We start from the raw sequence: 25,818 nt of genomic DNA, 5'->3' as shown, positions 1-25,818 counted from the left end.
TGCGTCCTCAACCGCATGGACATTGATCGCCTCGATCCGCATGCTCACACGACGGACAGCAAGGCATTGTCAAGCTTGAAAAACTTTCGGATCGGGCTCTTAATGAAATCGGACCTTATGAATATCCATTGATACTTTCAGCCATAATGTGTGTATTGATAACTATATATATTGCATACATCATGTCATGTTTTGAATCCAGATACATAAATTATGTTAACAGGGCGGCAAAACTCATTACAAACTAGGCGTATATTTATTGAAGGTAGAAAACAGTAGCAATCCACTGGTTCGTCTCTGGGGATGATATGCATCCTGAACAGATTGAGATGCATTCCTCAGAAAGTATGCGAACGCAATCACATCGAGATGTGGTCGTAGTGAATGGTGCCTGGATGTCTGAGGGCGTTGTCCTGCAGCAGGATCAGATAAGGAATGCAACCTGCATACAGGCGTCATTCCTTATCAACGAACCAGAGGAATGCTCCTTAGACGCTGTTTGAAAACCACCCATTGATAAGGAAAGTTTCTGGGTGTCGCCTTGTTTTATAAAGACGATATTTCCCTAAGCTTTTTGCACAAAGCTTCGCCAGAAACTTTCAAAAGCAGACCTTTCAGGCAGGCATCTAGCGGAAAGCCGGCTCATCAAACCCGCGCAGCTTGCGTGAATGCAGGCGGTCCACACCCTGGGCACGCAACTGCTGCATGGTCTCGATCCCCACCACCAGGTGCTGGCGCACGCGTTCGCGGTAAAAGGCGTTGGCCATGCCGCGCAGCTTCAGTTCCCCATGTAGTGGTTTGTCCGATACGCATAACAGCGTGCCATAGGGCACGCGGAAGCGGAACCCGTTGGCCGCGATGGTGGCCGATTCCATATCCACCGCAATGGCGCGGGAGGTATTGATGCGGGTGAACAGTGCGCCAAGCCGCAGTTCCCAGTTGCGGTTGTCCGTTGTCATGACGGTGCCGGTGCGCAGCCGTGTCTTCACTTCGGCATCATGCAGGCCGGTGACGCGTGCGGTCACGTCCTGCAACGCCATCTGCACTTCCGCAATGGGGGGAACGGGCACCCATGGCGGCAGGTCATCATCCAGCACATGGTCATCGCGCAGGTAACCATGGGCCAGCACGTAATCCCCCAGCTTCTGGCTGCGGCGCAGTCCCGCGCAGTGACCCACCATCAGCCAGCAGTGCGGGCGAAGCACCGCCAGATGGTCGGTGATCGTCTTGGCATTGGCAGGGCCGACACCAATGTTGATCAGCGTGATGCCGTCACCATCGGGGCGGCACAGGTGATAGGCGGGCATCTGCGGCAGGCTCTGACCCGCATGGGTGGGGGCGTGCGGGGTGTCGCGGGTGTGGATGATCTCGCCTGGTTCGACAAAGGTCGTGTATTCGGATCCCGTATCCACCTGCGCATGACCGTAGTCGCGGAACGCATCCACGTAACGCTGGTAGTTGGTCAGCAGGATGAAACGCTGGAAATGACGCGGCGCCGTGCCGGTGTAATGGTGCAGCCGGGCCAGCGAATAATCGGTGCGCGCCGCCGTGAACAGCGCCAGTGGCCGCGGCACGCCGGGGCGGGGAATATAGTCGCAGTTGGCGATCGAATCATCGGTAACATGCAGGTCCGGTAGCGCGAAATGCGACTGGATCCATGCAAGGTCCGATTCGGTCAGGGACGTGACCGCTTCTTCCATTACATATGACAGCGGGATCGGCTGTTTCGACAGTCCGACCATGACTGGCGTCCTGTAATGGCGCAGCAGGCTTTCGATCTGCTCACGCCAGTAATCGGCGAACAGTGCGGGCCGGGTCAGCGTGGTGCCATAAAATCCCGGCTCCAGAACGACATCAAAGGGCGGTCGTGGCCCATCGGATGGCAGGGCGCTCTGCGGCATGAAGGCCAGGTAGGGATAGACCGCGTCCGCAAGCCCTGTTGTGTCACGGGTGGAGAAAGCGTGGCGGATCAGCTCTGCCGCATGATCATACAATTCGGTAATGCGGGCCACGGCGGCATCTGCCGTGTCGAACGGCTGGAAATCACGTCCGACCTGCTGCAGGAGGTGTGCTGTATCCATGGCGGCGGTCCTCTGTCTGCCTGACGCGCCTAGCGGCGGATCAGGATGTAGTTGATGGTCAGGTCGATGGGGAACGTGTCCCCCTGCATGTCCGGTGGCACCGGCGGCAGCTGCGCATTGCGGAACATGCCCACCGTCGCGGCATCAAGGTAGTACGACCCTGACTGTCCCGTCAGGCGCACCTTGGTTACATGCCCGTCACGGTCCAGTTCCACATGCACCGAGGAGGGGCCTTCCTCACCCGCGCGGGCGGCTTCCTCGGGGTAGTACATATGGCTGCGGATCCAGCGGTCGAGTTCGCTGCCGTAATCATCACTGACCCCCTTGATCTGCGTGCTGGAGGAATAGGGGGCGTTGATCTTGCCATTCTTGACCAGCGGGCCGAGCGACAGGTCGATCGGTCCGCCCGTGCCGCCCGCGCGCCCGCGCTGGTTGCGCCGTGGCAGCGGCGATGACGACAATGACCAGTTGCGGGGATGTTCCAGCGCCCGGTAATCCGTGGCCGAGGACTGGTTATGCGCCTGCTGGGCCGGATGGTTGCCGTGGCCCGAACTCTGCATGGACGGATTGAACGTGTCGTGCCGTTCGGACTGCGGCACCGACAGGTCGGATGGTGCGTCGCTCAGCGGCGGAGCAGAGGGGACTTCGGGCGTCGGCATATTGGGGGAGGGGGAGGAATCCTCCTCGCTCTGCTGCGGATTGGGGGTCTTTTCCTGTGCCGTGGGCTGCTGCTGGTCCTGCTGCTGGCGCGGCGCGTTCTGCCCGCCCGCCATGTCGGGCGAGGACTGCCCCTGCAACCCGCTGGAGGTCGGGGGAGAGAAGACCATTTCCACCTGTGGTTCCGACTGCGTGGCGTCGGGAGAACCATGCTGGCTGTGGTGGCTGGATTCAATCAGGATGGCCGCCAGAAGGGCCGCGTGCAGCAGCCCCGATATGGCGATGGCCCGGCCGGGACCGGGCGTTTCTTCCGTATCGGGGCGGATCAGGCCCGACATGGTGGGGCGTAACTTGCGGTAACCCGGTGGCTGCGGCACGACAGCGCCCGTCAGCAGGCGTTCACGCTCGGGCGGCTGGTACTGCTCCCCTGCCGTATCGGGTGGCAGGCTGGCGCCGGACTGTGTGCGGCGCGGGATCAGTACGGGCTCCACGGCATTGCGCCGCCGGGAGGAGGGACTGAGTGTCACCGTCATGAAAGGCTACGGGTCTCCGCCATGTTGGTCTGTTGTCGGGGCCGCGCGCCTGCCTGCCCTGTTATATCGTCAGCATAACTGACGCAGGCGGGGGGTCTGTCAAGGACCGGATGTGTAACGGAAGGCGGTTCAGTACTTTTCTGTGAAATTTTCCAGCAGTTCCGCAAATCTTTCCGGGTTTTCGACATGCAGCCAGTGCCCTGCCTGTTCTATCTGTTCCAGACGGTAGCACGGAAACAGCCGCCGCATGATGGCATAATGCTCCGGGCGGATATAGGGGGAATTGCCGCCCGCCAGGAATAGCGTGGGCCCGGGATAAGTGTAGCCTTCGGGTATGTAAGGCCAGTTTTCCACATTGGGCAGCGATTCCACGATTTCGCGCAGGCCGATGCTCCAGCCGGGATTTTCCCCCACCCGGATGTTCTGCAGCATCAGCGCCCGGACATCGGTATTGGGAATGTAGTGCTGCAGCAGCCTGTCCGCGCCCGCACGGTTGAGGAAGGGCGGGAACGGCACGCGCAGCATCTGTTCACCCAGCGCGAACTGTCCGTGCCCCGTGCGTGCGGGCGGGATGTCGGCCACCAGCAGGCTGTGCACCATACCCGGCCGGGTCAGCGCCAGCGTCATGGCCACCTTGCCCCCCATGGAATGGCCCACCAGGGTCGCGGGCAGCGCGTTGTGGTGGGCCAGCGTTTCCAGCAGGTCGGCGGCCATGGTGTAATAGTCCATCAGCCCGTGCGGGCTGTCGCCATGGTTGCGCAGGTCGATGGCCAGCGTGCGGCGGGTGGTGGCAAGGCGGCGCTGGAAAAAGCCAAGGTTGCGTGCCCGCCCGAACAGACCGTGCAGCAGGACAATGGGCGGGCGTCCGGCCGTATCGGGGGTAACGTCTTCAGGTCCGCGCTCAATGACGTTCAGTAGCACCGGCTATGTCCCTATCGTCGTGTCGTATCCGTGGGTAGGTGCTGCAGGTCCAGCATGATCTTGCCCATATGCGTTCCGTTTTCCATGAGTTTATGGGCATCGGCAACCCGCGCAAAGGGGAAGGTGGCATGGATGATCGGACGGATGCTGCGCCGGGCGAGCAGCGGCCACACCCGTTCTTCCAGCTGGCGGGCGATGGCTGCCTTGTACGCGGCGTCACGCGGGCGCAGCGTGCTGCCGGTGACCACCAGCCTGCGGGTCATGATGCGCGCCAGGCTGACGCCGTCGGCTTTCGCCCCGCCCTGCAGGGCAATTATGACCAGCCGTCCCGCCGTCGCCAGAGAACGCAGGTTGCCATCCAGATATGCGCCGCCGATCATGTCCAGTATGGCGTCCACGCCCCTGCTGTCCGTCAGGTCCTTTATGCGCTGGGGAAAATCCTCGGTCCGGTAGTTGATGGCGGCGGTGGCGCCAAGGGCGGTACACAGCGTGCATTTGTCCTGCGTCCCCGCCGTGGCATAGACCGTGCCCCCCATGGCGCGTACCAGCTGGATGGCCGTGGTGCCGATGCCGCTGGTGCCGCCATGCACCAGTACGCTTTCCCCCGGTTTCACGCCGGCCGTCATGAACAGGTTGGACCAGACGGTGAAAAAGGTTTCGGGCAGGGCCGCGGCATGGATGGCGTCAAAGCCCGTGGGCCACGGCAGGCACTGGCCCGCGGGTACGGTGCAGTACTGGGCATAGCCCCCGCCATTGACCAGCGCGCACACCCGCGCGCCGACGGTGGGAAAGCTGTCGGTGGGGACATCCGGCCCGGTGGCCACGACTTCGCCCGCCACTTCCAGCCCCAGCAGGGGACTGGCCCCCGGCGGCGGGGGATACAGTCCCTGGCGCTGCATGATGTCGGGTCGGTTGACCCCCGCCGCCATGACGCGGACCAGCACGTTCCCCCCGGTGGGCCGGGGCACCGGCAGGGTGGAAATGCACAGGGAATCAGGGCCGCCGGGCTGGCTGAAGGTAATGGCCTGCATGGTATCGGGTATGTGCTGGGTCATGTCTGTCCTCGTAAGGCGTGTACGTGCGGCATGCAGGACTCAGGTGTAGGCGATATGGTGGGCAGGACCAGTGTGCATGGTCGGGAATCGAGCAAACGTGTGCACCCCCATCCCGGTTGCCCACCTCGGCGGAGGGGGGCGGATATGAAAAAAGCGCCGGAACCCTGTCGGTCCCGGCGCTTTTGTCTGTCAGGTTCCCCGTGGGAAAACCGGGATCAGACGGAGTAGTACATTTCGAATTCAGCCGGGTGCGGCGTGTGTTCGAACTTGTAGACTTCCTGCCACTTCACTTCACAGTAGCTGTCGATCTGGTCCTTGGTGAACACGCCACCGGCCAGCAGGAATTCGTGGTCGGCTTCCAGCGCCGTCAGGGCTTCACGCAGGGAACCCGCAACCGTCGGGATCTGCTTCAGCTCTTCCGGCGGCAGGTCGTACAGATCCTTGTCCATTGCATCGCCCGGGTGGATCTTGTTCTTGATCCCGTCCAGGCCCGCCATCAGCATGGCGGCGAAGGCGAGGTAGGGGTTCGCGGTCGGATCGGGGAAACGCACCTCGACGCGCTTCGCCTTGGGGCTGGTCGCATACGGGATACGGCACGAAGCGGAACGGTTGCGGGCGGAATAGGCCAGCAGCACGGGCGCTTCAAACCCGGGGATCAGGCGCTTGTAGGAATTGGTGGACGGGTTGGTGAAGGCGTTCAGCGCCTTGGCGTGCTTGATGATGCCGCCAATGTAGTACAGCGCCTCATCCGACAGGTCGGCATAGCCGTTGCCGCCAAAGGTCGGCTTGCCATCGCGCCAGATGGACTGGTGCACGTGCATGCCCGAACCGTTATCGCCATAGATCGGCTTCGGCATGAAGGTTGCCGTCTTGCCATAGGAATGGGCGACGTTGTGCACGCAGTACTTGTAGATCTGCATGAAGTCGGCGGAGCGGACCAGGGTGTCGAACTTCGTGCCCAGCTCATGCTGCGACTGCGCGACTTCGTGGTGGTGCTTTTCGATGGGCAGGCCCATCTCGCCCATGGTGGTCAGCATTTCGGCGCGCAGGTCGCCTTCGCTGTCAACCGGGGCCACGGGGAAGTAGCCGCCCTTGACACCCGGGCGGTGGCCCATGTTGCCTTCGGGATAGTCTTTCAGCGACGCGCCGGGGCCTTCGATGCTTTCCAGCTCGTAGATGCCGAAGTTCGGGCCGGTGCCGAAGCGCACGCTGTCAAAGATGAAGAATTCGGCTTCGGGGCCGAAGAACGCGGTGTCGCCCAGGCCGGTGGACTGCAGGTACTGCTCGGCCAGCTTGGCGGTCGCGCGCGGGTCGCGGTTGTAGAACTGCCCGGTGGACGGCTCGACAATATCACAGATCAGGATCAGCTGCGGCTTGGCGGAGAACGGGTCCATAACCGCGGTGGTCGGGTCAGGCAGCAGGATCATGTCGCTTTCGTTGATGGCTTTCCATCCGGCGATGGAGGAGCCGTCAAACATGAAGCCTTCGCGGAAGGTGTCTTCCTCGATCGTGGTGACGTACTGGGTGGTGTGGTGCCACTTGCCACGCGGATCGGTGAAACGCAGGTCAACCATCTCGACCGCGTTTTCCTTGATGATCTCAAAGACCTTCGCAATGGCTTTGGCTGAATGTGACGGCGTGGAGGCCGCGGCCGGGGCCTGTGCTTTTTTTGCCATGTTAATTTACCTGTCCTGACTTTGGTGTGCCGTTCCATGCGGCGCGGCGGCTATGGTTACGGAAACGGAAGGCGGCTGTCGATAGGGCTGCTGCCATGGGACCCATGTTTGCAGTCCGGGCCTCAGACCGCATCGGCGCCGCGTTCGCCCGTGCGGATGCGGATGACCTCGCTGACGGGGGTGACGAATATCTTGCCATCCCCGATGCGTCCCGTGCGGGCGGCGGCCATGATGGCCTCTATCGCGCGCTCGACCATGTCGTCCGGGCACACGATTTCCAGCTTTACCTTGGGCAGGAAGTCGATGATGTATTCCGCGCCACGATACAGTTCCGTATGGCCCTTCTGCCGGCCGAAGCCCTTGGCTTCCGTGACGGTAATGCCCATCAGACCGATTTCATGCAGGGCCTCCTTCACCTCGTCGAGCTTGAAGGGCTTGATGATGGCCTCGATCTTTTTCATGCTGCTTCGTCTGTCTTCCGTCTCGTGCCGTCTGTCTGGCGCAGGCAGGGTTGCATGGCTTTGGATTTCAGGCAATCGGATGCGAAGGCAAAAATACATGTGCGCATGCGGGCCGCCACACGCCCGCAGGGACAGGATGATACGATGAAACCCGCCAATTCGCTGCTTTCGGGGCTGCCGACCACCATTTTTTCCGTCATTTCGGCGCTGGCGGTGGAACATCGCGCCATCAACCTGGGTCAGGGTTTTCCTGATACCGAAGGTCCGGCGGACATGGTGGACGCCGCGGCCGATGCCCTGCGTGACGGCCGCAACCAGTATCCCCCCCTGGCGGGGCTGCCGGAACTGCGGGGCGCGGTGGCGCGGTCCAATGCCCGGTTTTATGGAATTACGGTCGATCCCGCGCGTGAGGTGGTGGTGACCTGCGGCGCGACCGAGGCGATTACCGCCTCCCTCATGGCGCTGGTCAACCGTGGCGACGAAGTGGTGGTGTTCGAACCGTTATACGACACCTACGTGCCGGTGCTGGAAATGCTGGGCGCCGTCGTGCGCAAGGTGCGGCTGGCCCCGCCGCACTGGGACCTGCCGCGCGCGGAACTGGCGGCGGCGTTCGGCCCGCGCACCAAGGCGATCCTGCTGAACACGCCCATGAACCCGACCGGCAAGGTGTTTACGCGCGACGAACTGGAATTCATTGCGGGCCTGCTGGCGCAGCATGATGCCTATGCAGTGTGTGACGAAGTGTATGAGCACCTGACCTTTGGTGCCGCCCGTCATCTGCCGCTCATGACATTGCCGGGCATGCAGGAACGGACGATCCGCATTGGCAGCGCGGGCAAGAGCTTTTCCATGACCGGGTGGAAGGTCGGGTATGTCACGGCGCCCGCGCCACTGGCGGACCTGGTGACGAAGGCGCACCAGCTGTTGACCTTTACCGTGGCACCCAACCTGCAGCGCGCGGTGGCGATGGGGCTGGACAAGGATACGGCCTATTTCCACCAGCTGGCGGACGGCATGCGGGGCGCGCGCGACACGCTGGCGGACGGGCTTGTGCGTGCGGGCCTGTCGGTGCTGCCGTCGGATGGTAGCTATTTCCTGATTGCCGATATCGCGCCGCTTGGCTTTGCGGGTGATGATGTCGCGTTCTGTGAGCAGATGATCCGTGATGTGGGGGTGGCCGCGATTCCGGTTTCGGCCTTCTATGACAGCCGGGGGACGGATATTCCCGCCCGTTATGTCCGTTTTGCATTCTGTAAGAAGGCGGAGGTGATCGCAGGGGCCGTTGCGCGCCTGCAATCCGTGCGGGAACGGCTGTGTGCAGGAAATCTTGCGGAAATTCAAAAACGGTAGTTGACGCACGCGCGCAGTTTCTCTAAATGACTGCGCAGTTGTGGCGGACGTAGCTCAGTTGGTAGAGCGCCGGTTTGTGGTACCGGTTGTCGCGGGTTCAATCCCCGTCGTTCGCCCCAACCCTTTTTCCTGATAAAATGATGAATACGACGTCTGGCGGCAGGTTGCGTTAACCGGGTCGTCTGAACGTGCGTTCCAACCCCACTGCCAGCGGTGTGGGCACAAGCCCCAGTTGCGTGCGCATGGGAGTAATGTCGAAAATCTTGTCTTCTAGCAGGCGCCGCACCTCGGCGGGCATGATGCGTGGCAGGCCGGGCGGATTGAGCCGGGCCGCCGCGATCAGCAGCCATCCGGGCACGGGCATAACGGGGCGGGGCCGCATACCTGCGGCGCAGGCGACGTGGCGCGTGAAATCGCGATAGGTGACCTGGTCGCCACCTGCAATGATCAGGCTGTGGGGGCCGTCCCACTGGCGGTCGAGTGCTGCAAGGATGGCGCGTGTCACGTCGTCCTGCCATATGGGCTGGATGCGTGATGTCCCGCCGCCGGGCAGCGGCAGGATGGGCAGCCGGTGCATGAGGGCGGCCAGACGCTGCACATTGTCTTCCCCTGTCGCGCCATAGATCATGGTGGGGTGCAGAAGAACGCCGTTCCGCCCCGACCGGGAAAGAGCCTGCGCGCCGTGCAGCACGCCACGGGCATGCGCGTCGGGCCAGCGGGTGAAGATGCGCGTACTGCCCAGCGCCACGATCCGGGCCGTGTCAGGGGCCGTCGCCAGCACGGCGGGCAGATGACGGGCATGGACGGTCAGCACGATGGATGTGGCATCTGCCAGCGCTGCCCGCAACGCAGCGGGATCAGCCAGCAGGTCGGCCATGCGGGCAGGACAGGCCATGCCCGTTGCCTGCCATCGGGGCAGGCTGCGTACGATGGGAATGATGGCCTGTCCGCGCGCGTTCAGCGCATGGCACAGCGCCAGGCCCGAACGGCCGGTCGCGCCAATGACATGGACCGGCCCGCCATCGGGCATCAGGGTGTGGAAATGGTCAGGCCCAGGGGTGCTGCGACCGAGGGGTCCCCCGCCATGGACAGGGCAACGCCCAGCATCATGAGGTTGACCGGCTTCATCGGGCGCAGGGCGATCTGCAGCGGATGGTCCTGCGGCGACTGCAGGAAGCGGCCCATTGCGCGCATCGACGCATCATCGGACGTGGCCAGCGCGGCCAGCAGGTTCTGTCGGTAGGTATCCACATCCATGTTCCGGCTTTTGGCCAGTCCCGCCACCACATGGTTGGCCAGCGACAGGTCGTCCCACGTCATGGCGGCGGAGACGATGCGGGCGGTTTCGGGAATGATGGCCATGTCGTCAAACGGGATCTGGTCCAGTTCGGCCACCATGGTCAGGTTGCCCATATCGGGGGATTCGATGGTCAGCGGTTCCAGATGCACGCGGCCCGCGCTGCGGTCGCTGGTGCTGTTGGCGTGCAGGTTGCCGCTGAAATGGTCATAGCCGAAGGCGTTGAGGATGGAGGGGTTGTCCGTGCCGGTGGCCCACAGGGTCAGGTGGTCCAGCTTCGTATCCATCTTGTCTTCGGTTTCGGTGGAGAAGCGCGACGTGGTGACATGGTCGATCTGCAGCATGGGGTGGGTGCTGTCGATTTCGACCTTCTTCAGGTCCATGGTCTGCGGATGGCGTTCATGAACCAGGTGCCCCGACTGGATCAGGCTTGCGACCTCGCTGGCGAAATCCGGGCCATCCACCACGATATGCTCGACGGAGATGCGGCGCGTCGGCGTCAGGTTGATCTGGGTCGCCAGCCGGTCCAGATCAAGGTGCGACGACCGCCCCGTCCCGTACTGGCTGACGGCCATGCGCCCGATGGTCACGTCCGTCTGGCTGGCGGGAATCGCCACATGCAGGTTGGTGAACGCCCCCCGGTCCAGCACAAGGGAATCGAACCCCAGCGGGCGGGCCATGTCACCCGTCACCCGTGCGGTATTGGGCAGGACAAGGTTGCCCAGTTCCACCTGGTCCAGCGATATGGTGTTGCTGGCGGTCATGACCTTCACATCGCGTAGCACCAGGCTGCCGATCTTTTCGCCCTGCACGTTGTTGCCGGTCAGGCCACCCAGCCGCACGTCCGCTGCGATCAGCGTCATGGCGGGGTTGTGGTAGGTCACGGCGGTGAAGTGCGCGCCGCGCGCCAGCGTGCGCGGCCGGGCCGTGGCGTAGCTGAAGGAGGCGTCAGGCCCGATCGAGGCCCTGAAGTCGGCAATGCCGGCCTCAAGCCTGCGTTGGGCAAAGTGATGCACCCCCCAGCTGCCGACCAGCAGCACCAGTATAAGCAGGGGAATGGCGGGATAGAGTTTCTTCACGAGCCTGATATCCGTAATGACCTTGAACTGAGTGCTATCGCATTCCAGCCCCCTTGGGCAATCGCCAGTGGGGCAGGGACTGCGGAAAGATGTGCGGTATCATGATACCACATACGTTTTTTTACCGGAAAAATGCCGCCTGTACGGGATTATGTGCTTGACGTTTGCGTCGCGTACGGATGATAACGCGCCACCTGTTACCGCTACATTACTGGACGGAACACTGAATCCATGAAGACCACACTTTCGCTGAAACCCGCAGAGGTGACGCGTGGCTGGACCCTGATCGATGCCGAAGGCCTCGTCCTGGGTCGCCTGGCGGCAATCATCGCCCAGCGCCTGCGCGGCAAGCACAAGCCCCAGTTCACCCCGCATGTTGATTGCGGCGACAACATTGTCGTCATCAACGCCGAGAAGGTCCGCCTGACCGGCAACAAGGTGGACCAGAAGCTGTTCCACTACCACACCGGCTACCCCGGCGGGATCAAGGAACGCACCATCACCCAGCGCCTGACCGGCAAGAACCCCGGCGATGTCGTGCGCAAGGCGGTCGAGCGCATGATCACCCGTGGCCCGCTGCAGCGCGCGCAGATGAAGCACCTGTATGTCTATGCCGGTAGCGAACATCCGCACGAAGGGCAGAAGCCGCAGGTTCTCGATGTTGCGTCAATGAACCGCAAGAACGCCGTCAACACCCAGAAGGTCGGGGGCTGAACTCCATGTCTGAAACCCAAGAACGTACAGGCACGCTGGCCGACCTCAAGGAAGCCGTTGCTTCCGGTCAGGTAACCGCCTCGCAGGAAGCCGCACCCGTCTATGAAGCCAAGCGCGACGCGCAGGGCCGTTCCTATGCCACGGGCCGTCGTAAGGACGCCGTCGCCCGCGTGTGGATCAAGCCGGGCAAGGGCGACATCATCGTCAATGGCCGTCCGGTCGGCACCTACTTCGCCCGCCCGGTCCTGCGCATGCTGATCACCCAGCCGTTCCTGGTTGCCGATCGCTACAACCAGTTCGACGTGTACTGCACGGTCGTTGGTGGCGGTCTGTCCGGTCAGGCCGGTGCGGTCCGTCATGGCATCAGCCGCGCGCTGACCCATTACGAACCCGCGCTGCGCAGCATCCTGAAGGCTGCCGGCTTCCTGACGCGCGATTCGCGTGTTGTTGAACGTAAGAAGTACGGTCGCGCCAAGGCACGTCGTTCCTTCCAGTTCAGCAAGCGCTGATCCTGCTTTTCCCGTGGCATGCCACGGGATACGGGTTTTTCAACGGGGTCGGTCCAGCAATGGACCGGCCCCGTTGTGCATCAGGCCCATACGGTCAGCATGCCGGATCAGGCAAAGGGATTGGCGACCCTGGTCGGTGTGCGCGGCGGCAATGCGTCAGGCAGGCCCTTCTGGGCCTCGAGTGTGCTCACGACCTGCTGCATGAAGGCCAGCAGCGCCTGCGCGCGTTCCAGCCCGGCCTTATCGCGGCTCAGATCCGTCTGGCCGTAAAAGGCGATGCTGTCGGTGCCGTTTTCCACCGTCATGCCGCCAATGGTGCGGCTGTCGCTGTTATTGGCGAAGGGGACAAGGGGCGTGTCGTGTTGTGGTGTCGGGCGATGGGTGGTCATGATCATGTCTCCTGCGAAAAATGGACCTACCACCACCGGTAATAGGTATGGCGGGTGCTGCGGCGGTGACGGGTTGTGCTCCGTGCGCGCGTCGTACCAAAGGGGAGCGTCATGCAGACCTGCTTCATACGTGCGGGCAGGGCGGGAAAGGGGTCGATCCCGGTGATATGGGTCAGTTCCGCCACGCTGACATGACTGCAGCCGGGCGCGCGCGACACATTATGGCAGACATATACCCCCGTCTGTTCACGGCGGGGATCATATACGGCTTTCCATGTCGAGGTGGGTACCAGCACGCGATCCCTTCCAATGGCAGACAGGGTGCGGGCATGGAAGGCGGGGCCGGTCACCACATACAGTTCGCCTTCGCGCAGGGTCAGTCTGCGCACCCCCGATTCGATTTCCGCCCATCGGCTCCGGTTCAGCGCGGCGCGTTGTGGCACGATGTTGGACAGCAGGAACGTTTCTTCCTGTGTCTGTTCATCTGGCATATCGCCCGACGGGGTCATATGCCCCCGGTCAAAGCCGGACCGGACATAATCCTCCAGTTCCGACTGTTCACCTGGTGCAATGCGCGGGTCGGTATGGAATTCGCCCCGTCGTGGGGTGGACATGGCCGCGCGGACCATGGCGGCATCCAGATGTTCCGCCGACCACAGGGGTTCGCGCGCAAGGCCGGAATACAGCACGGCGTACCGGGCATTGCACAGAAGCTGCGTCCGGGGCGACAGCTTCGCATTGTCCAGCGTGGGCAGCTGCTGTCCCGCACCCAGTTCCGCGCACCCTTCGGCGCGTGCGGCATGGGGCAGGACCAGGGCCATGAGGCCGATCAGGAAAGGCAGGACATACCGTGTCATGCATAGGGCAGGGCAGCGTCGGGACACGGTCTGGCGTTATCCATATGTTCTGTTAAAACGGGGCCTATCCATGAAACATCTGATGGGGCAGGGCAATGGCCGACCAACCTGATTCGGGAAACCCTGACCAGCCGGGGCCTTTTATCCTGCACCGTCGGGACCTGCCGCTTACGGGGCGCAAGCGCGTGCTTCGCCTTGGCCTGCGTATAGTGACGATCGTACTGGTGATCGTGGCGGTGGCCGATCTTGTCATCCAGATGGTCAACGGGCATGGCCACTAAAAGAGTATTTTGAAATAACCTACTGATAAGAAAACGGAAAAATCTTGGGGCGTCGCCTTTTTTCAAAAAGGCGGCATTTCCGGACTTTTCAGACAGTTCCTAGGGCGCGCGTGACCCTGTCGCACTGGTGGGGGTGGGCAGATCCGGCATCTCGCCATTTCTGGACAGCGCGATCGTCACATCGATCGTTTCCTGATTGACCTGTACGTCAAATTCCCGATCCACCACCGGGTTCTGCGCTGCCGTCAACATGTCGCCAAAACGCAGATGCGCCCAGTCAATGCGATCATGCGCCTGACGGGTCATGTCAAAGCTCACCATGGGATGGCGCGTCCCGTCCGGGGCTGTGTAGAACCATGCGAAATGGCAGCGTGCGGGCGCGCCGCGCTGGGTAAACAGCGTGTGGACGAACCCCGGCGTCACGTCCATCTGCAATGTGTTCATAAGATAATGTGGCGCCTGCTTCTGCAGGGCGGGCGTGACCTGTGTATTGAACAGGCCAGCCTGAATCATCTCGGGCATATGCGCCATGAAAACCGACTGGTTTATGGTCATCTCGACCTGGCAAGGCGCGGTCTGGGCAAAGCGCGTGTCGATGCCCCATGCATGCGCGGTCGTTTCCGTGCCCATGATGGGTGCGGGATAGGTCATGGATGCGGCATGCGCCACGCCTGTCCCGCCCGGCAGGGCAAGGCACAGGACCGCGCCATACAATGCGCCATGGAACAGGGCGGGAAATGCGGGAAAGGTCGGACGTGTCAGGCTAGGCAAGAGAGTGCACCGGTCTGTGTAGGGTGTGGATTGACTGTCATGGTGGCAGGGAACCGCTTTCTTCCCCGACTGTCACGGGGTGGCGGCGGCATATCAGCCTTACGCAATATGGGCAGTCCAGTGCCTGTCGTGCAAGACCTGAAGCCAGATACCATCATGTGCATGAAGGGGCCGTAGACAGACCGGAAGGTTCATATACTTTATCACTGAAAGATAAATATTTCAGTTCCGTCATGTACATCATGTATTTCTTTGATATCTGTCTGCCATATTTCCAGAAGTCATGGAAATGCCATAATAATCGTCTTTTTCAGGCCTGCATTCCCGCTACCGTAAGGTGTCGGGATGTCCTGTCGCATGCCGCAGGCCGTATCCGGCAACCCCCTGTAGAAACAGGTTTTTGCGGGTTTGCGACGGGGGAACTTCCACCTGCCTGCCGCGTTTGCGGCGGGTAACGGAAATCAGAAGAATACTGTCGGCGGCAGCATGCGGGACGGTTCGCCCCATGGGGGGACCACGCGGGCTGGCAGACCGATGGTATGGGTCAGGAAACCATGTTTGAGTCAAAGATCATAGAAGTGGATGGCGTGTTCGTGGGGGCGGCCATCATAACGGGCATTGCCTCCTCGCTGCGTTTTTACGCAACTCATGACAGCGTCCGCTCGATGCATAACGCCATCCTTCCCGATCTGGTGGCGCTGAAGCAGCGGGTGACGGCGACTTTCCGCCGCATGGGGCACAAGGCCATCGCCTTCCGCGAGGCATAGCCGCAGAACGCACAACGCCCCGGCGGGAGTCTGTCCCGCCGGGGCGTTGTCTGTCGCAGTGCGCCGGATGCGTCAGCGGCTGGTGCGGCGGCCAAGCTGGCTGACATCACGCACCGCCCCGCGCGCGGCGCTGGTGGTCAGGGCGCTGTAGGCCTGCAGGGCGACCGAGACCTCGCGCGTGCGGTCCGGCTGCCATGCCCGGTCGCCGCGCTCTTCCATTTCGTCGCGGCGGGCGGCCAGTTCTGCATCCGTGACGGTGGTGCGCAGGATGCGGTTGGGAATGTCGATCTCGATGGTGTCGCCTTCATGCAGAAGGCCAATAATGCCGCCTTCCGCCGCCTCGGGCGAGATATGGCCGATCGACAGCCCCGAACTGCCGCCGGAGAAGCGGCCATCGGTGATCAGGGCGCATTTTTCGGCCAGCCCCTTGGACTTCAGGTAGCTGGTCGGATACAGCATTTCCTGCATGCCCGGTCCGCCCTTCGGCCCTTCGTAGCGGATGACCACCACATCGCCTGCCACGATTTCGTTGCCGAGGATGGCGGACACGGCGGCATCCTGACTTTCAAAAATGCGGGCAGGCCCGGTGAAGGTCAGCAGGTTGTCGGCCACGCCCGCCGTTTTGACGATGGCGCCATCTTCCGCAAGGTTGCCGAACAGGACCGCAAGACCGCCATCCTGACTGTAGGCATGTTCCGCGTCACGGATCGCGCCATTCGCGCGGTCGGTATCCAGCGCCCTGTATCGGCTGGCCTGCGAAAATGCTTCCGTGGTGCGTACGCCGCCGGGGGCCGCGCGGAAGAAGGTGCGTGCGTCCTCATCGGCCGTGCTGGTGCTGATATCCCATCTGGCCAGGGCTGCACCCAGATCGGGGGCATGCACGCTGGGGGCATCCATGTTCAGCAGCCCCATGCGGGCCAGTTCACCCATGATGGCGGGAATGCCGCCAGCGCGGTGGACGTCCTCCATATGGATATCCATGCGCGATGGCGAGACCTTGCACAGGTTGGGCACCTTGTGGGACAGGCGGTCGATGTCGGACATGGTGAAATGCACCTTGCCCTCATGCGCCGCCGCCAGCAGGTGCAGCACGGTATTGGTGGACCCGCCCATGGCGATATCGACCGACATGGCGTTTTCAAACGCGGCCTTGGTGGCGATGCTGCGCGGCAGGGCGGTGGCATCGTCATGTTCGTACCAGCGACGGGCAAGACCCACGATCTCGCGGCCCGCGCGCTCGAACAGTTCGCGGCGGTCGGCATGGGTCGCGACAAGACTGCCATTGCCCGGCAGTGCAAGGCCCAGCGCCTCGGTCAGGCAGTTCATGGAATTGGCGGTGAACATGCCCGAGCATGACCCGCAGGTGGGACAGGCGGAGCGTTCGATCGTGGCCGACTGTTCATCGCTGACATCGGAATTGGCCGCGGCCACCATCGACGTGATGAGGTCAACCTGCTGTTCGGTGCCGTTATTGATGATCTTGCCCGCTTCCATCGGCCCGCCAGAGACGAAGATGGTCGGGATGTTCAGCCGCATCGCCGCCATCAGCATGCCCGGCGTGATCTTGTCGCAGTTGCTTATGCACACCAGCGCGTCGGCGCAGTGGGCGTTGACCATGTATTCCACCGCATCCGCGATCAGTTCGCGCGACGGCAGGCTGTACAGCATGCCGCCATGGCCCATGGCGATGCCGTCATCCACGGCGATGGTGTTGAACTCCCGGCCAATGCCGCCGGCTTCGGCCACGGCGCCCGCCACAAGCTGGCCCAGGTCCTTGAGGTGGACATGACCGGGCACGAACTGCGTGAACGAATTGGCGATGGCGATGATCGGCTTGCCGAAGTCGCCGTCCTTCATGCCGGTTGCACGCCACAGGCTGCGCGCACCGGCCATGTTGCGGCCATGGGTCGTAGTGCGGGAACGATAGGCGGGCATGACAGTGACCTCTCGCGACAATCGGGTTAGCATAGGGGAACGATATTGCCTGACCGCATACAGGACACGCGCGCCGTGCGCCAGTCCAAACCTGCCGTTAACCGTGGGTGGTTAAGGGTGCGGGCAGGGGCCGCAACTCCACATACGGCCAGTCGTTCATCTGATATCGTACCCGTCATTGCACAAGGAGCGCACGCGGCATGCCAGAACCGGACCGTCAGGATGGATCATCCAGAACGCAGCGGCGTGGCGTGCTGGCGCAGATACGCTTTCCGGTGCTGGGGGTTCTGGCTGTGGCTGTCCTGGCGCTGGTCATCTTCTGGTCATGGGACTGGTTCATCCCGCTGGTGGAACGCCGGGCGGAGGCGGCGCTGGGCCGCAGGGTCACGATTGCGCATCTGCATGTGCATCCGGGCCGCGTGATCCGTATCACCGCAGATGACGTGCGTATCGACGAACCCGACGGGTTCGCCACCCTGCCACCCTTCGCCACGGCGGACCATCTGATGGTGGGGATCAACCTGTGGCACCTGCTGGGGGGAATGGTCGACCTGCCGGTCATCGCGCTGGACAGGCCGGTTGTGGAACTGGATGAAAGGCGTGACGGCACGGCCAATTACCATTTTCCCGGCAGCGGTGATGGCGGGTCCACCGCCATGCCGCGGATTGGCGAACTGAACATTGCCGACGGGCAGTTGCATTTCGTGCATGCGGGCCTGCGCAGCGACATGCGTGCGCAGGTGCACACCACTCCCGCGAAGGGGGATGCGCAGGCGCGTATCGTGGCGGATGTGCGCGGTACCTATACCGGGCAGGCCATTACGGGGCATTTTTCCGGTGGGGCACTGGTGTCGCTGGCGGACAGGACGAAACCCTATCCCGTGGATGTCGAGGTGCATCACGGTCCCACGCGCCTGACGCTGGTGGGATCGGTGGATGACCCGATATCGTTCCGGGGCGCGCGCCTGCGGCTGACGCTGGCGGGGCCGGACATGTCGCTGCTGTATCCGCTGACCGGCGTGGTGATTCCGCAGACGCCTGCCTACCATGTGGCGGGCAGCCTTGATTACCATGACCGGCGCGTGCGTTTTCATGATTTCGAGGGCATGGTCGGTTCCAGCGACCTTGGCGGCACGTTGAGCGTCGATCCCCATCAGGTCGTGACATTCGTGGATGCCGAACTGCATTCGCGCCATGTGGACCTGGCGGACCTTGGCGGTTTTTTCGGGGCCACGCCGGGGGACCGTCCCTCCACCGCGCAGCAGGCGGCGGAACAGAAGGCGCATGAGGCCAGTGGTGCCGTCCTGCCCACCACGCCCATCAACATGCCCAAGCTGAAGGCCACCAACGTGCATCTGGCCTATCATGGGGACCATATCGAAAACCGGCATGTGCCGCTGGATAACATTGATGCGCTGGTCGATATCCAGGACGGGACGATCGATGTCCACCATCTGAGCTTTGGCGTGGGCAAGGGCCGGCTTGCCAGCAGCGGCACCTTCGTGCCGCAGGGAAATGGCGTTGACGCGCGCATCCGTATCGACATGGAGCAGATCGACCTTTCCCGCCTCATGCAGGCATTGGGCAATTATCAGGGGCAGGGAACGATCGGCGGTCATATCATGGTCCATGGCCATGGGCAGTCGCTGGCCCAGATCGTGGGCGATGGCAATGGCGGCGTGACCATGGCGCTGGATGAAGGCGGGGATATTTCCGCCATCCTGCCTGACCTGCTGGGGCTGGAACTGGGCAAGGCGCTGCTGTCCGCCCTTGGCCTGCCGGCGAAGACCGACCTGAAATGCCTGATCGCGGACATGCCGCTGCGTGACGGGGTGTTCCATACCAAGACCATGCTGATGGAAACGGGCGATACGTCCACGGTGGGCAAGGGGGACATCAACTTCAGTGACAACACCATCAAATATGCCCTGCTGACACGCTCGCGCCATTTCGCCATCGCGTCCTTCCCCGGTCCGCTGCACATTACCGGTCCGCTGAAGCATCCCAGCATCATGCCCGGGGCGGAGGTGATCGGCCGCGCCGTGGCATCCGTGCTGACAGGCTTCGTCTTCTCCCCCGTGGGGCTTCTGCCCACGATCGAGGCAGGCGTGGGCAAGCAGTCGTCCTGCGCCGAGGCGATCAGGGAGGTAAACGAAAACCCCGCAGCAGGCATCGCGCCCCATGCCTCCCGCCCCATGCGTCGCGCTGCGCGCGCACACAGGGCTGCTGCGGCGGCACGACCGGCGGACACAGCGGTATCCGGTGGGCTGAGCCGTGCGGAGCGCGAGCGGATCCGTGCCGTGTGGGCACACCGGATGGCCGCGCATTAAAGGGCGGAATCCCTGCTTGACCATATGGGGCATTTCGGCAAAAAGGGGAAACAGGTGCAGTGAACCGTCGGCATGCCCGACGGGGTTCCGCTGCCATGCCGGGTTAGCACAGTGGTAGTGCAGCGGTTTTGTAAACCGAAGGCCGGGGGTTCAAATCCCTCACCCGGCACCATCTTTCCTTATAAAACAGTGATTTAGAAAAAGCGCACGGGGCGCATGCGACGCATGTTCCGTACACGACCCCGGCAAAAAAGACAGCGTGGGCCAGGCTGTCAGATCAGCCAGACCTGGCGGTGCCGCCTCTGTCTGGAAAGGCGGCGGTGCTGGCGTGCTCTGAAAAAGGCTTCACCGGAAATTTTGATATTCAGGCTGGCGACAGTCCCTCACGCGAAAATACGGTCCATCCAGGCCTCGACCGTATCGCCACTGCTGATGGCGGGATCGATCAGTCCGTCCACCATGAAGGTCGGGGAGACGTGGATACCGTTCTGACGGCTGTATTTGCACTGCCATTTGATGGCTTTCTGCAATTCCGGCACGGCAAAGGCCTTCGCCAGTTGCAGGCCGCTGTAGCGCTCGATCCGTTTGATGATGTCGTTTGGCGTCGCATCCATGTTGGGACCGGCGCAGTGATCGGTAAATTCGAATTCCTCGCGGTGCGCAGCCACCGCCCCCATGACGGTGCGGGCGGCTTCCTTGCCCCCTTCCAGCGTGGAGGCCGCAAGGATGCACCTTACGATGACGCCCGAAAACATGTGCCATGGCTGGGATTGCAGGCGGATCCTGATGGTGATCCGGTCCGCGCCAGCCTTTTCCAGCAGGTCGGGCAGTTTGCTGAAGGCCCGGCACGAGAACGGGCAGGTCGGTTCAAGGAAGGCTTCAAAATTACGCGGGCCATGTCCCCATGCAAGTGGATCGACATGCAGGGGAGCAGGGGTTGCTGGCATGGTGCTGGTTCCTTCATGCTGTGGTGGCGACAGGATTGTCCCGATCAATGGAACATGGGGGAAGCCTGCCGGTTCATCCACTGTCTTTCTACCCTGTGGACCGGATGCATCCATCATGCAGGCAGCGCCTGATTCCGCCATGTGGACATGTTCTTCCATATGGTCAGTATGCGTAAAAACCGGCATATACGGAACGTTTTCCCTTCCCGTATGGTGGTATTGCATGGTCCGCACCCTTTTGCTCAAGAATGCGCTGCGTCTGGTCACGATGGATGCCGCAAGGCGCGAAATCGAAGGGGGATGGGTACTGGTGCGGGACCGGCAGGTCGCAGCTATTGGCACGCCAGCGGACCCGTTGCCCGCCGCGGATGATGTCATGGACATGACGGGGCATGTGGTGATGCCGGGCATGGTCAATACCCACCACCATATGTACCAGACCCTGACTCGTGTCATTCCCGCAGCACAGGATGCGTCCCTGTTCGGGTGGCTGCAGGCGCTCTATCCCATATGGGCGGGCCTGACGCCGGAGATGATCCGTGTGTCCGCCTGTACCGCCATGACGGAACTGCTGTGGTCGGGATGCACCACCACCAGCGATCACCTGTACCTGTTTCCCAATGGCGCGCGCCTGGATGATGAAATTGAGGCGGCAGGGCAGATGGGCATACGGTTCCATGCCGCCCGTGGCGCGATGAGTGTCGGGGAAAGCAAGGGCGGCCTGCCACCAGACCGGGTTGTGGAAGATGAGGACGCCATCCTGTCGGACATGCAGCGCGTGATCGAAACCTACCATGACCCGGCACCGCTTGCGATGCTGCGGGTGGCGGTGGCCCCCTGTTCGCCCTTTTCCGTCAGTCGCGACCTTATGCGCAATGCCGCCGCCCTTGCCCGTGCAACAGGGACGATGCTGCATACCCATCTGGCGGAAAACGCCAGCGACATTGCCTACAGCCGCGAGAAATTCAACATGACCCCCGCCGAATATGCCGAGGACACCGGCTGGATCGGCAGCGATGTCTGGCATGCCCATTGCGTGCAGCTGGATGATGCGGGCATTCACCGTTTTGGCGCGACCCATACCGGCATGGCGCATTGTCCGTGTTCCAACATGCGGTTGGGCTCAGGCATTGCCCCCGTGCGCCGTATGGTGGCGGCGGGCATGCGGGTCGGGCTGGGGGTGGATGGTTCGGCCTCCAACGATGGCAGCCATATGCTGGGGGAGGCCCGTCAGGCCATGCTGCTGGGGCGTCTGCTGCCCACGGCTGACAACCGGCCCATGATGCAGGCGCGTGAGGTGCTGGAACTGGCAACCCGTGGTGGTGCCGCCGTGCTGGGGCGTCATGATGTCGGCTATCTGGCCCCCGGCATGGCCGCCGATATCGTGGCGTTCGACATGCGCGGAATCGACCATGCGGGCGCGCAGTCTGACCCGGTGGCGGCACTGGTGTTCTGTACGCCGGGCAGGGTGTCATGCAGCATTGTCAATGGCCGGGTGCTGATCCGCGATGGCCAGTTCACGGCGCATGACCCGGCCGCACTGGCGCGCCAGCATAATGCGCTGGCCCGCGAACTGCTGGAGAAATCCTGATACGTCGCTGACCGGAAATGAACAAAGGTTTCCATCTGCCGCCTTTTTTTCAAAAAGGCGGTGTTCTTCGAAGCGTTTTGAAAACAGCTTCATTCGAAACGTCTGTTTAATCTGTACGACGATTCATGAACCGGCAGGTTGAAGCAATCCCTGATCCGTCACATGCGTGAGGTGCGTCGTTTATAGGTGCGGTAGCCCATCCGGCCCAGAATCTTCATGACCGGCAGGCTGAGGTTGAGCAGCCCCTGCGACGCCAGGCAGGCATGTGTGAACAGTTTGTCAAAGACGGAACTGAAAATTTCCCGGCTGTTGCGTTCACAGCATTCCAGTATCCGCTGCGCCGTAACATCGGGTTCCTGCGGCTGGTCGATGAAATTGTATATCGACCCGCCAGCATCCATTTCACGGCGCAGCATCGGCGTATTGACGCTGGCGGGATAGATGGATGACACCTGTATGCGCCGGGGCCGCAGTTCCTGTTCCAGCGCACGGGCGAAACCGCGCAGGCCGAATTTGGCGGCCGTATAGACACTGCTGCCTGCCAGCGGGAAAACTGCCGCCATGGAATTGACGAACACGATATGCCCCCCGCGCCGCATGGCGGGCAACAGGGTATTGGTCAGTTCAATCGGCGCGGCCAGGTCAACCGCGATCTGGTCGGCAATTTCCTGCGTGTCCATTTCGCCAACTGCCCGGGGCGTGATGATTCCCGCGCAATGTACGATCACATCCAGCTGCGGGGCATGGGTGAGGATTGTTTCGGCAGCCGTGCGTATGCTGTCCATATCGGTCAGGTCACAGGCAATCGATGTGACGCCGGGCATGTCCGCCTGTACCTGTCGGGATAATATGACAACGCGGTAGCCACTCCCGAGCATGCGGCGCACCAGTGCCTGTCCAATACCGCCGGTAGCCCCTGTTACGACGGCGATCCTGCCTGTTGCTGGCGTACCGGTCCTGTCCTTTAAATTACTATTTTCCAACGAACTACTTACTTCCCTGACCGCAATGCCCTGTCGTAGCGCCTGATACGCGTCCGACCCGGCATTCCGCAAGGGCTTTTCCCTGCGATGAAAGGGAATGTCTACCCCCTGCCTGATCATGTCCATGGTATCTGTCATAAAATGATACGTCGAGAACCGGATCGCTCTCGTCTGATCCATAGTCTCGATGACATTAATTCATAATGCGAACAATTCCCGGACCGGACAGGGGATGTGTCTATCTCATTGCGTATCTTTTCAGGTGCCAATGTGCGGCGGCCCACCGCTTCCTTGCAGTCGGTCGTGCCCAGCAGTTTTGACTGCTTCCGCCTTGTGCCCGCTTCTGGCACCAAAAGCCCTGCCTATGTCCTGGCAGCACTTACGCGGCACATGAAAGCGCATGCTCCATGTCCGTGCACCGGCACGTCGGAAGATGGTGTGCATATCGTTCATATCTTACGATATATAACGATGCACATGTCACGATACCATGCACAACTGCAACGTCGGCAGTATCTAACTGACTGATTTTATAGGGGAAAAGGGACGTGGCGGAGAGAGTGGGATTCGAACCCACGGTACGCTATTAACGTACACACGCTTTCCAAGCGTGCGCCTTAAGCCGCTCGGCCATCTCTCCAGCCGGTACCGGACTGCATGCCCCCATGTCTGGTGGCGGTGTCCGATGCGGCGGAACATATCACCAATTTTCATTGGCGCAAGTAGAAAACGCCATGCCCGCCCGGCCTGTCGCGATTGTGGCGCGGCAGGCCGGGCAGGGGGTTACTGGTCCATCTTCAGTGCGGCGAGGAACGCACTCTGCGGGATTTCGACCTTGCCGAACTGACGCATGCGCTTCTTGCCTTCCTTCTGCTTTTCCAGAAGTTTGCGCTTACGTGAAATGTCACCGCCATAACATTTTGCCGTCACGTCCTTGGACATGGCGCCAATGGTCTCACGCGCGATGATCCGGCTGCCAATGGCCGCCTGCACCGCAATCTTGAACAACTGGCGGGGGATCAGCTCCTTCAGCTTGGCGCAGATGGACCGCCCGCGCGTTTCCGCGGCGGAGCGGTGGGCGATAAACGACAGCGCATCCACCGGTTCCTGATTGACGAGGATGGAGATGCGCACGAGATCGCTCTCCTCATACCCGTCCATCTGGTAGTCGAAACTGGCGTAGCCGCGCGTGACCGATTTCAGGCGATCGTAGAAGTCGAACACGACCTCGTTCAGCGGCAGGCGGTAGACCGCCATGGCCCGGTTGCCGACATAGGTCAGGTCCGCCTGTATGCCACGGCGTTCACTGCACAGGGTCAGTACCGCGCCAAGGTATTCGTCCGGCACCATGATGGTGGCCTTGATCCATGGCTCCTCGATCTTCTCGATCAGGGACAGGTCAGGCATGTCGGCGGGGTTGTGCAGTTCCTCCGTCTCGCCATTCGTCAGCAGCATCTTGTAGACGACGGAGGGGGCAGTGGCGATCAGGTCGAGGTTGAACTCGCGGCTCAGGCGTTCCTGAATGATCTCAAGATGCAGCAGCCCAAGGAACCCGCACCGGAAACCGAAGCCAAGGGCGGCGGAGGTTTCGGCCTCGTAGTGGAAGGATGCATCGTTCAGCCGCAGCTTGGACAGGCTGTCGCGCAGCTTTTCAAAATCATCGGCCACGACCGGGTACAGGCCGCACCACACCACGGGGATGGAGGGCTTGAAGCCCGCCAGCGGTTCACTGGCCGGGCGGCGGTCATCGGTAATGGTGTCGCCCACGTTGGTATCGGCCACGGTCTTGATGGCGGCGTTGATGTAGCCGATTTCACCCGGGCCCAGTTCGTCCACGTTGGTCATGCGCGGGGCGAATACGCCTACCTGATCGACCTGATGCACCACGCCGGTAGACATCATGCGGATGCGCATGCCGCGTTTCAGGCGCCCTTCCTTCACGCGCACCAGCGTGATGACGCCCAGGTACGGGTCGTACCAGCTATCGACCAGCAGTGCCTTCAGCGGGGCTTCGGCATCGCCGGTGGGCGGCGGCAGGCGCTTGACCAGTGCTTCCAGAACGGCCTCGATGTTCAGACCGGTCTTGGCCGACACCTCCACCGCGTCATCCGCCGGGATGCCGACCACTTCCTCAATCTGTTCCTTCACCCGTGCGCAGTCGGCGGCGGGCAGGTCGACCTTGTTCAGGACCGGTACGATTTCATGGTTGGCGTCGATGGCCTGGTACACGTTGGCCAGTGTCTGCGCCTCGACCCCCTGTGACGCATCGACCACCAGCAGCGACCCCTCGCACGCGGCAAGCGAACGGCTGACCTCATACGCGAAGTCCACGTGGCCCGGCGTGTCCATAAGGTTCAGGACATAGGTCCTGCCATCTTCCGCGGGGTAGGACAGGCGCACGGTCTGCGCCTTGATGGTGATGCCACGTTCACGTTCCAGATCCATGTTGTCCAGAACCTGATTGGTCATTTCCCGCTGTGTCAGCGCGCCGCAGGCCTGGATCAGGCGGTCGGCCAGGGTGGATTTCCCATGGTCGATATGCGCGATGATCGAGAAATTGCGGATCAGGGAGAGGGGCGTGTCGGTCATGGGCGAGACATAGTGTAAATCGGGGAGAAAGTCAGCCGCTACCTG

At 62.0% G+C, this 25,818-nt stretch carries 22 protein-coding genes and 3 tRNA genes; 9 read left to right on the top strand and 16 right to left on the bottom strand.

Translation table 11 applies throughout. From position 1 onward, the window contains the following. Positions 1-626 precede the first annotated feature (626 nt). From CFR80_RS07530 to CFR80_RS07505, 6 genes are all read right to left on the bottom strand, one after another. On the bottom strand, positions 627-2,081 hold the full coding sequence (locus CFR80_RS07530) for an AMP nucleosidase (protein WP_010514602.1): 1,455 nt from the start codon (positions 2,079-2,081) through the stop codon (positions 627-629). Positions 2,082-2,110: 29 nt separating this feature from the next. Beyond that, a complete protein-coding gene (locus tag CFR80_RS07525; protein ID WP_010514603.1) occupies positions 2,111-3,271 on the bottom strand; it encodes an energy transducer TonB in 1,161 nt (386 codons plus the stop codon). A 129-nt stretch (positions 3,272-3,400) separates the two neighbouring features. Continuing rightward, a complete protein-coding gene (locus CFR80_RS07520) occupies positions 3,401-4,192 on the bottom strand; it encodes an alpha/beta fold hydrolase (protein ID WP_010514604.1) in 792 nt (263 codons plus the stop codon). An 11-nt stretch (positions 4,193-4,203) separates the two neighbouring features. After that, a complete protein-coding gene (locus CFR80_RS07515; RefSeq protein ID WP_181418176.1) occupies positions 4,204-5,247 on the bottom strand; it encodes an NAD(P)H-quinone oxidoreductase in 1,044 nt (347 codons plus the stop codon). Positions 5,248-5,462: 215 nt separating this feature from the next. Beyond that, the gene (gene glnA / locus CFR80_RS07510; RefSeq protein ID WP_039736534.1) at positions 5,463-6,923 is read right to left on the bottom strand and encodes a type I glutamate--ammonia ligase; all 1,461 of its coding nucleotides are present in this window, start codon (positions 6,921-6,923) and stop codon (positions 5,463-5,465) included. A 122-nt stretch (positions 6,924-7,045) separates the two neighbouring features. Continuing rightward, positions 7,046-7,384 carry a P-II family nitrogen regulator gene (locus CFR80_RS07505; RefSeq protein ID WP_010514608.1) on the bottom strand — a complete coding sequence of 113 codons (339 nt, stop codon included), beginning with the start codon at positions 7,382-7,384 and terminating at the stop codon, positions 7,046-7,048. Positions 7,385-7,528: 144 nt separating this feature from the next. On the opposite strand from CFR80_RS07505, the gene CFR80_RS07500 reads away from it, so the two are divergent. Beyond that, on the top strand, positions 7,529-8,734 hold the full coding sequence (locus CFR80_RS07500) for an aminotransferase (RefSeq protein ID WP_029329498.1): 1,206 nt from the start codon (positions 7,529-7,531) through the stop codon (positions 8,732-8,734). A gap of 43 nt (positions 8,735-8,777) precedes the next feature. Next, positions 8,778-8,853, top strand: a tRNA-His gene (locus CFR80_RS07495). A 50-nt stretch (positions 8,854-8,903) separates the two neighbouring features. On the opposite strand, the gene CFR80_RS07490 is transcribed toward CFR80_RS07495, so the two are convergent. Further along, entirely contained in the window at positions 8,904-9,764 is an 861-nt protein-coding gene (locus CFR80_RS07490; RefSeq protein ID WP_010514611.1) for an NAD-dependent epimerase/dehydratase family protein, read from the bottom strand. Further along, a complete protein-coding gene (locus CFR80_RS07485; RefSeq protein WP_010514613.1) occupies positions 9,764-11,110 on the bottom strand; it encodes a hypothetical protein in 1,347 nt (448 codons plus the stop codon). Before CFR80_RS07485 ends, CFR80_RS07490 begins: the two co-directional genes overlap by 1 nt. A 231-nt stretch (positions 11,111-11,341) precedes the next feature. Between CFR80_RS07485 and rplM the strand changes: the two genes are divergently transcribed. Beyond that, entirely contained in the window at positions 11,342-11,824 is a 483-nt protein-coding gene (gene rplM, locus CFR80_RS07480) for a 50S ribosomal protein L13 (RefSeq protein ID WP_010514614.1), read from the top strand. Between the two features lie 5 nt (positions 11,825-11,829). Beyond that, on the top strand, positions 11,830-12,333 hold the full coding sequence (gene rpsI / locus CFR80_RS07475) for a 30S ribosomal protein S9 (RefSeq protein ID WP_010514615.1): 504 nt from the start codon (positions 11,830-11,832) through the stop codon (positions 12,331-12,333). Between the two features lie 107 nt (positions 12,334-12,440). Here the strand turns inward: rpsI and CFR80_RS07470 are convergent, their stop codons facing one another. Together CFR80_RS07470 and CFR80_RS07465 are read right to left on the bottom strand one after the other, a co-directional pair. Then, positions 12,441-12,722 (bottom strand): hypothetical protein, encoded by a 282-nt coding sequence (locus CFR80_RS07470; RefSeq protein ID WP_029329499.1) that lies wholly within the window; start codon positions 12,720-12,722, stop codon positions 12,441-12,443. Positions 12,723-12,748: 26 nt separating this feature from the next. Continuing rightward, complete coding sequence (locus tag CFR80_RS07465; protein ID WP_010514618.1) at positions 12,749-13,579, bottom strand: DNA/RNA non-specific endonuclease; 831 nt, start codon at positions 13,577-13,579, stop codon at positions 12,749-12,751. Positions 13,580-13,674: 95 nt separating this feature from the next. Between CFR80_RS07465 and CFR80_RS07460 the strand changes: the two genes are divergently transcribed. Next, entirely contained in the window at positions 13,675-13,860 is a 186-nt protein-coding gene (locus CFR80_RS07460) for a hypothetical protein (RefSeq protein ID WP_010514619.1), read from the top strand. Between the two features lie 99 nt (positions 13,861-13,959). Here CFR80_RS07460 and CFR80_RS07455 read toward each other — a convergent pair whose 3' ends face one another. Then, positions 13,960-14,631, bottom strand: a complete 672-nt coding sequence (locus CFR80_RS07455; protein ID WP_010514621.1) for a hypothetical protein — start codon at positions 14,629-14,631, stop codon at positions 13,960-13,962. A gap of 554 nt (positions 14,632-15,185) precedes the next feature. On the opposite strand from CFR80_RS07455, the gene CFR80_RS07450 reads away from it, so the two are divergent. Next, a complete protein-coding gene (locus CFR80_RS07450; RefSeq protein ID WP_042658869.1) occupies positions 15,186-15,398 on the top strand; it encodes a hypothetical protein in 213 nt (70 codons plus the stop codon). A 72-nt stretch (positions 15,399-15,470) separates the two neighbouring features. Here the strand turns inward: CFR80_RS07450 and ilvD are convergent, their stop codons facing one another. Next, positions 15,471-17,333, bottom strand: coding sequence for a dihydroxy-acid dehydratase (gene ilvD, locus CFR80_RS07445; protein WP_010514624.1), 1,863 nt, complete (start codon positions 17,331-17,333; stop codon positions 15,471-15,473). Positions 17,334-17,533: 200 nt separating this feature from the next. Between ilvD and CFR80_RS07440 the strand changes: the two genes are divergently transcribed. Both CFR80_RS07440 and CFR80_RS07435 read left to right on the top strand, forming a co-directional pair. Continuing rightward, positions 17,534-19,663 carry an AsmA family protein gene (locus tag CFR80_RS07440; RefSeq protein ID WP_010514626.1) on the top strand — a complete coding sequence of 710 codons (2,130 nt, stop codon included), beginning with the start codon at positions 17,534-17,536 and terminating at the stop codon, positions 19,661-19,663. A gap of 97 nt (positions 19,664-19,760) precedes the next feature. Next, a tRNA-Thr gene (locus tag CFR80_RS07435) sits at positions 19,761-19,835 on the top strand. A 211-nt stretch (positions 19,836-20,046) separates the two neighbouring features. On the opposite strand, the gene CFR80_RS07430 is transcribed toward CFR80_RS07435, so the two are convergent. Continuing rightward, positions 20,047-20,610: a DsbA family protein gene (locus CFR80_RS07430; protein ID WP_042658872.1), complete on the bottom strand. Its 564-nt coding sequence runs from the start codon at positions 20,608-20,610 to the stop codon at positions 20,047-20,049. Between the two features lie 223 nt (positions 20,611-20,833). Here CFR80_RS07430 and CFR80_RS07425 point away from each other — a divergent pair, with 223 nt between their 5' ends. Beyond that, the gene (locus CFR80_RS07425) at positions 20,834-22,201 is read left to right on the top strand and encodes an 8-oxoguanine deaminase (protein ID WP_010514630.1); all 1,368 of its coding nucleotides are present in this window, start codon (positions 20,834-20,836) and stop codon (positions 22,199-22,201) included. A gap of 158 nt (positions 22,202-22,359) precedes the next feature. Here CFR80_RS07425 and CFR80_RS07420 read toward each other — a convergent pair whose 3' ends face one another. The 3 genes from CFR80_RS07420 to lepA form a co-directional block, all read right to left on the bottom strand. Further along, complete coding sequence (locus tag CFR80_RS07420) at positions 22,360-23,184, bottom strand: SDR family NAD(P)-dependent oxidoreductase (RefSeq protein ID WP_042658870.1); 825 nt, start codon at positions 23,182-23,184, stop codon at positions 22,360-22,362. A gap of 549 nt (positions 23,185-23,733) precedes the next feature. Further along, a tRNA-Ser gene (locus CFR80_RS07415) sits at positions 23,734-23,824 on the bottom strand. A 143-nt stretch (positions 23,825-23,967) separates the two neighbouring features. Continuing rightward, positions 23,968-25,773 carry a translation elongation factor 4 gene (lepA, locus tag CFR80_RS07410; protein WP_010514632.1) on the bottom strand — a complete coding sequence of 602 codons (1,806 nt, stop codon included), beginning with the start codon at positions 25,771-25,773 and terminating at the stop codon, positions 23,968-23,970. Positions 25,774-25,818 lie beyond the last annotated feature (45 nt).

The sequence above is a fragment of the Komagataeibacter oboediens genome (assembly GCF_003207815.1).
GTDB lineage: Bacteria > Pseudomonadota > Alphaproteobacteria > Acetobacterales > Acetobacteraceae > Komagataeibacter > Komagataeibacter oboediens.
The sequence above is the reverse complement of the archived record's forward strand: the minus strand, read 5'-3'. Positions and strand labels throughout refer to the sequence as shown.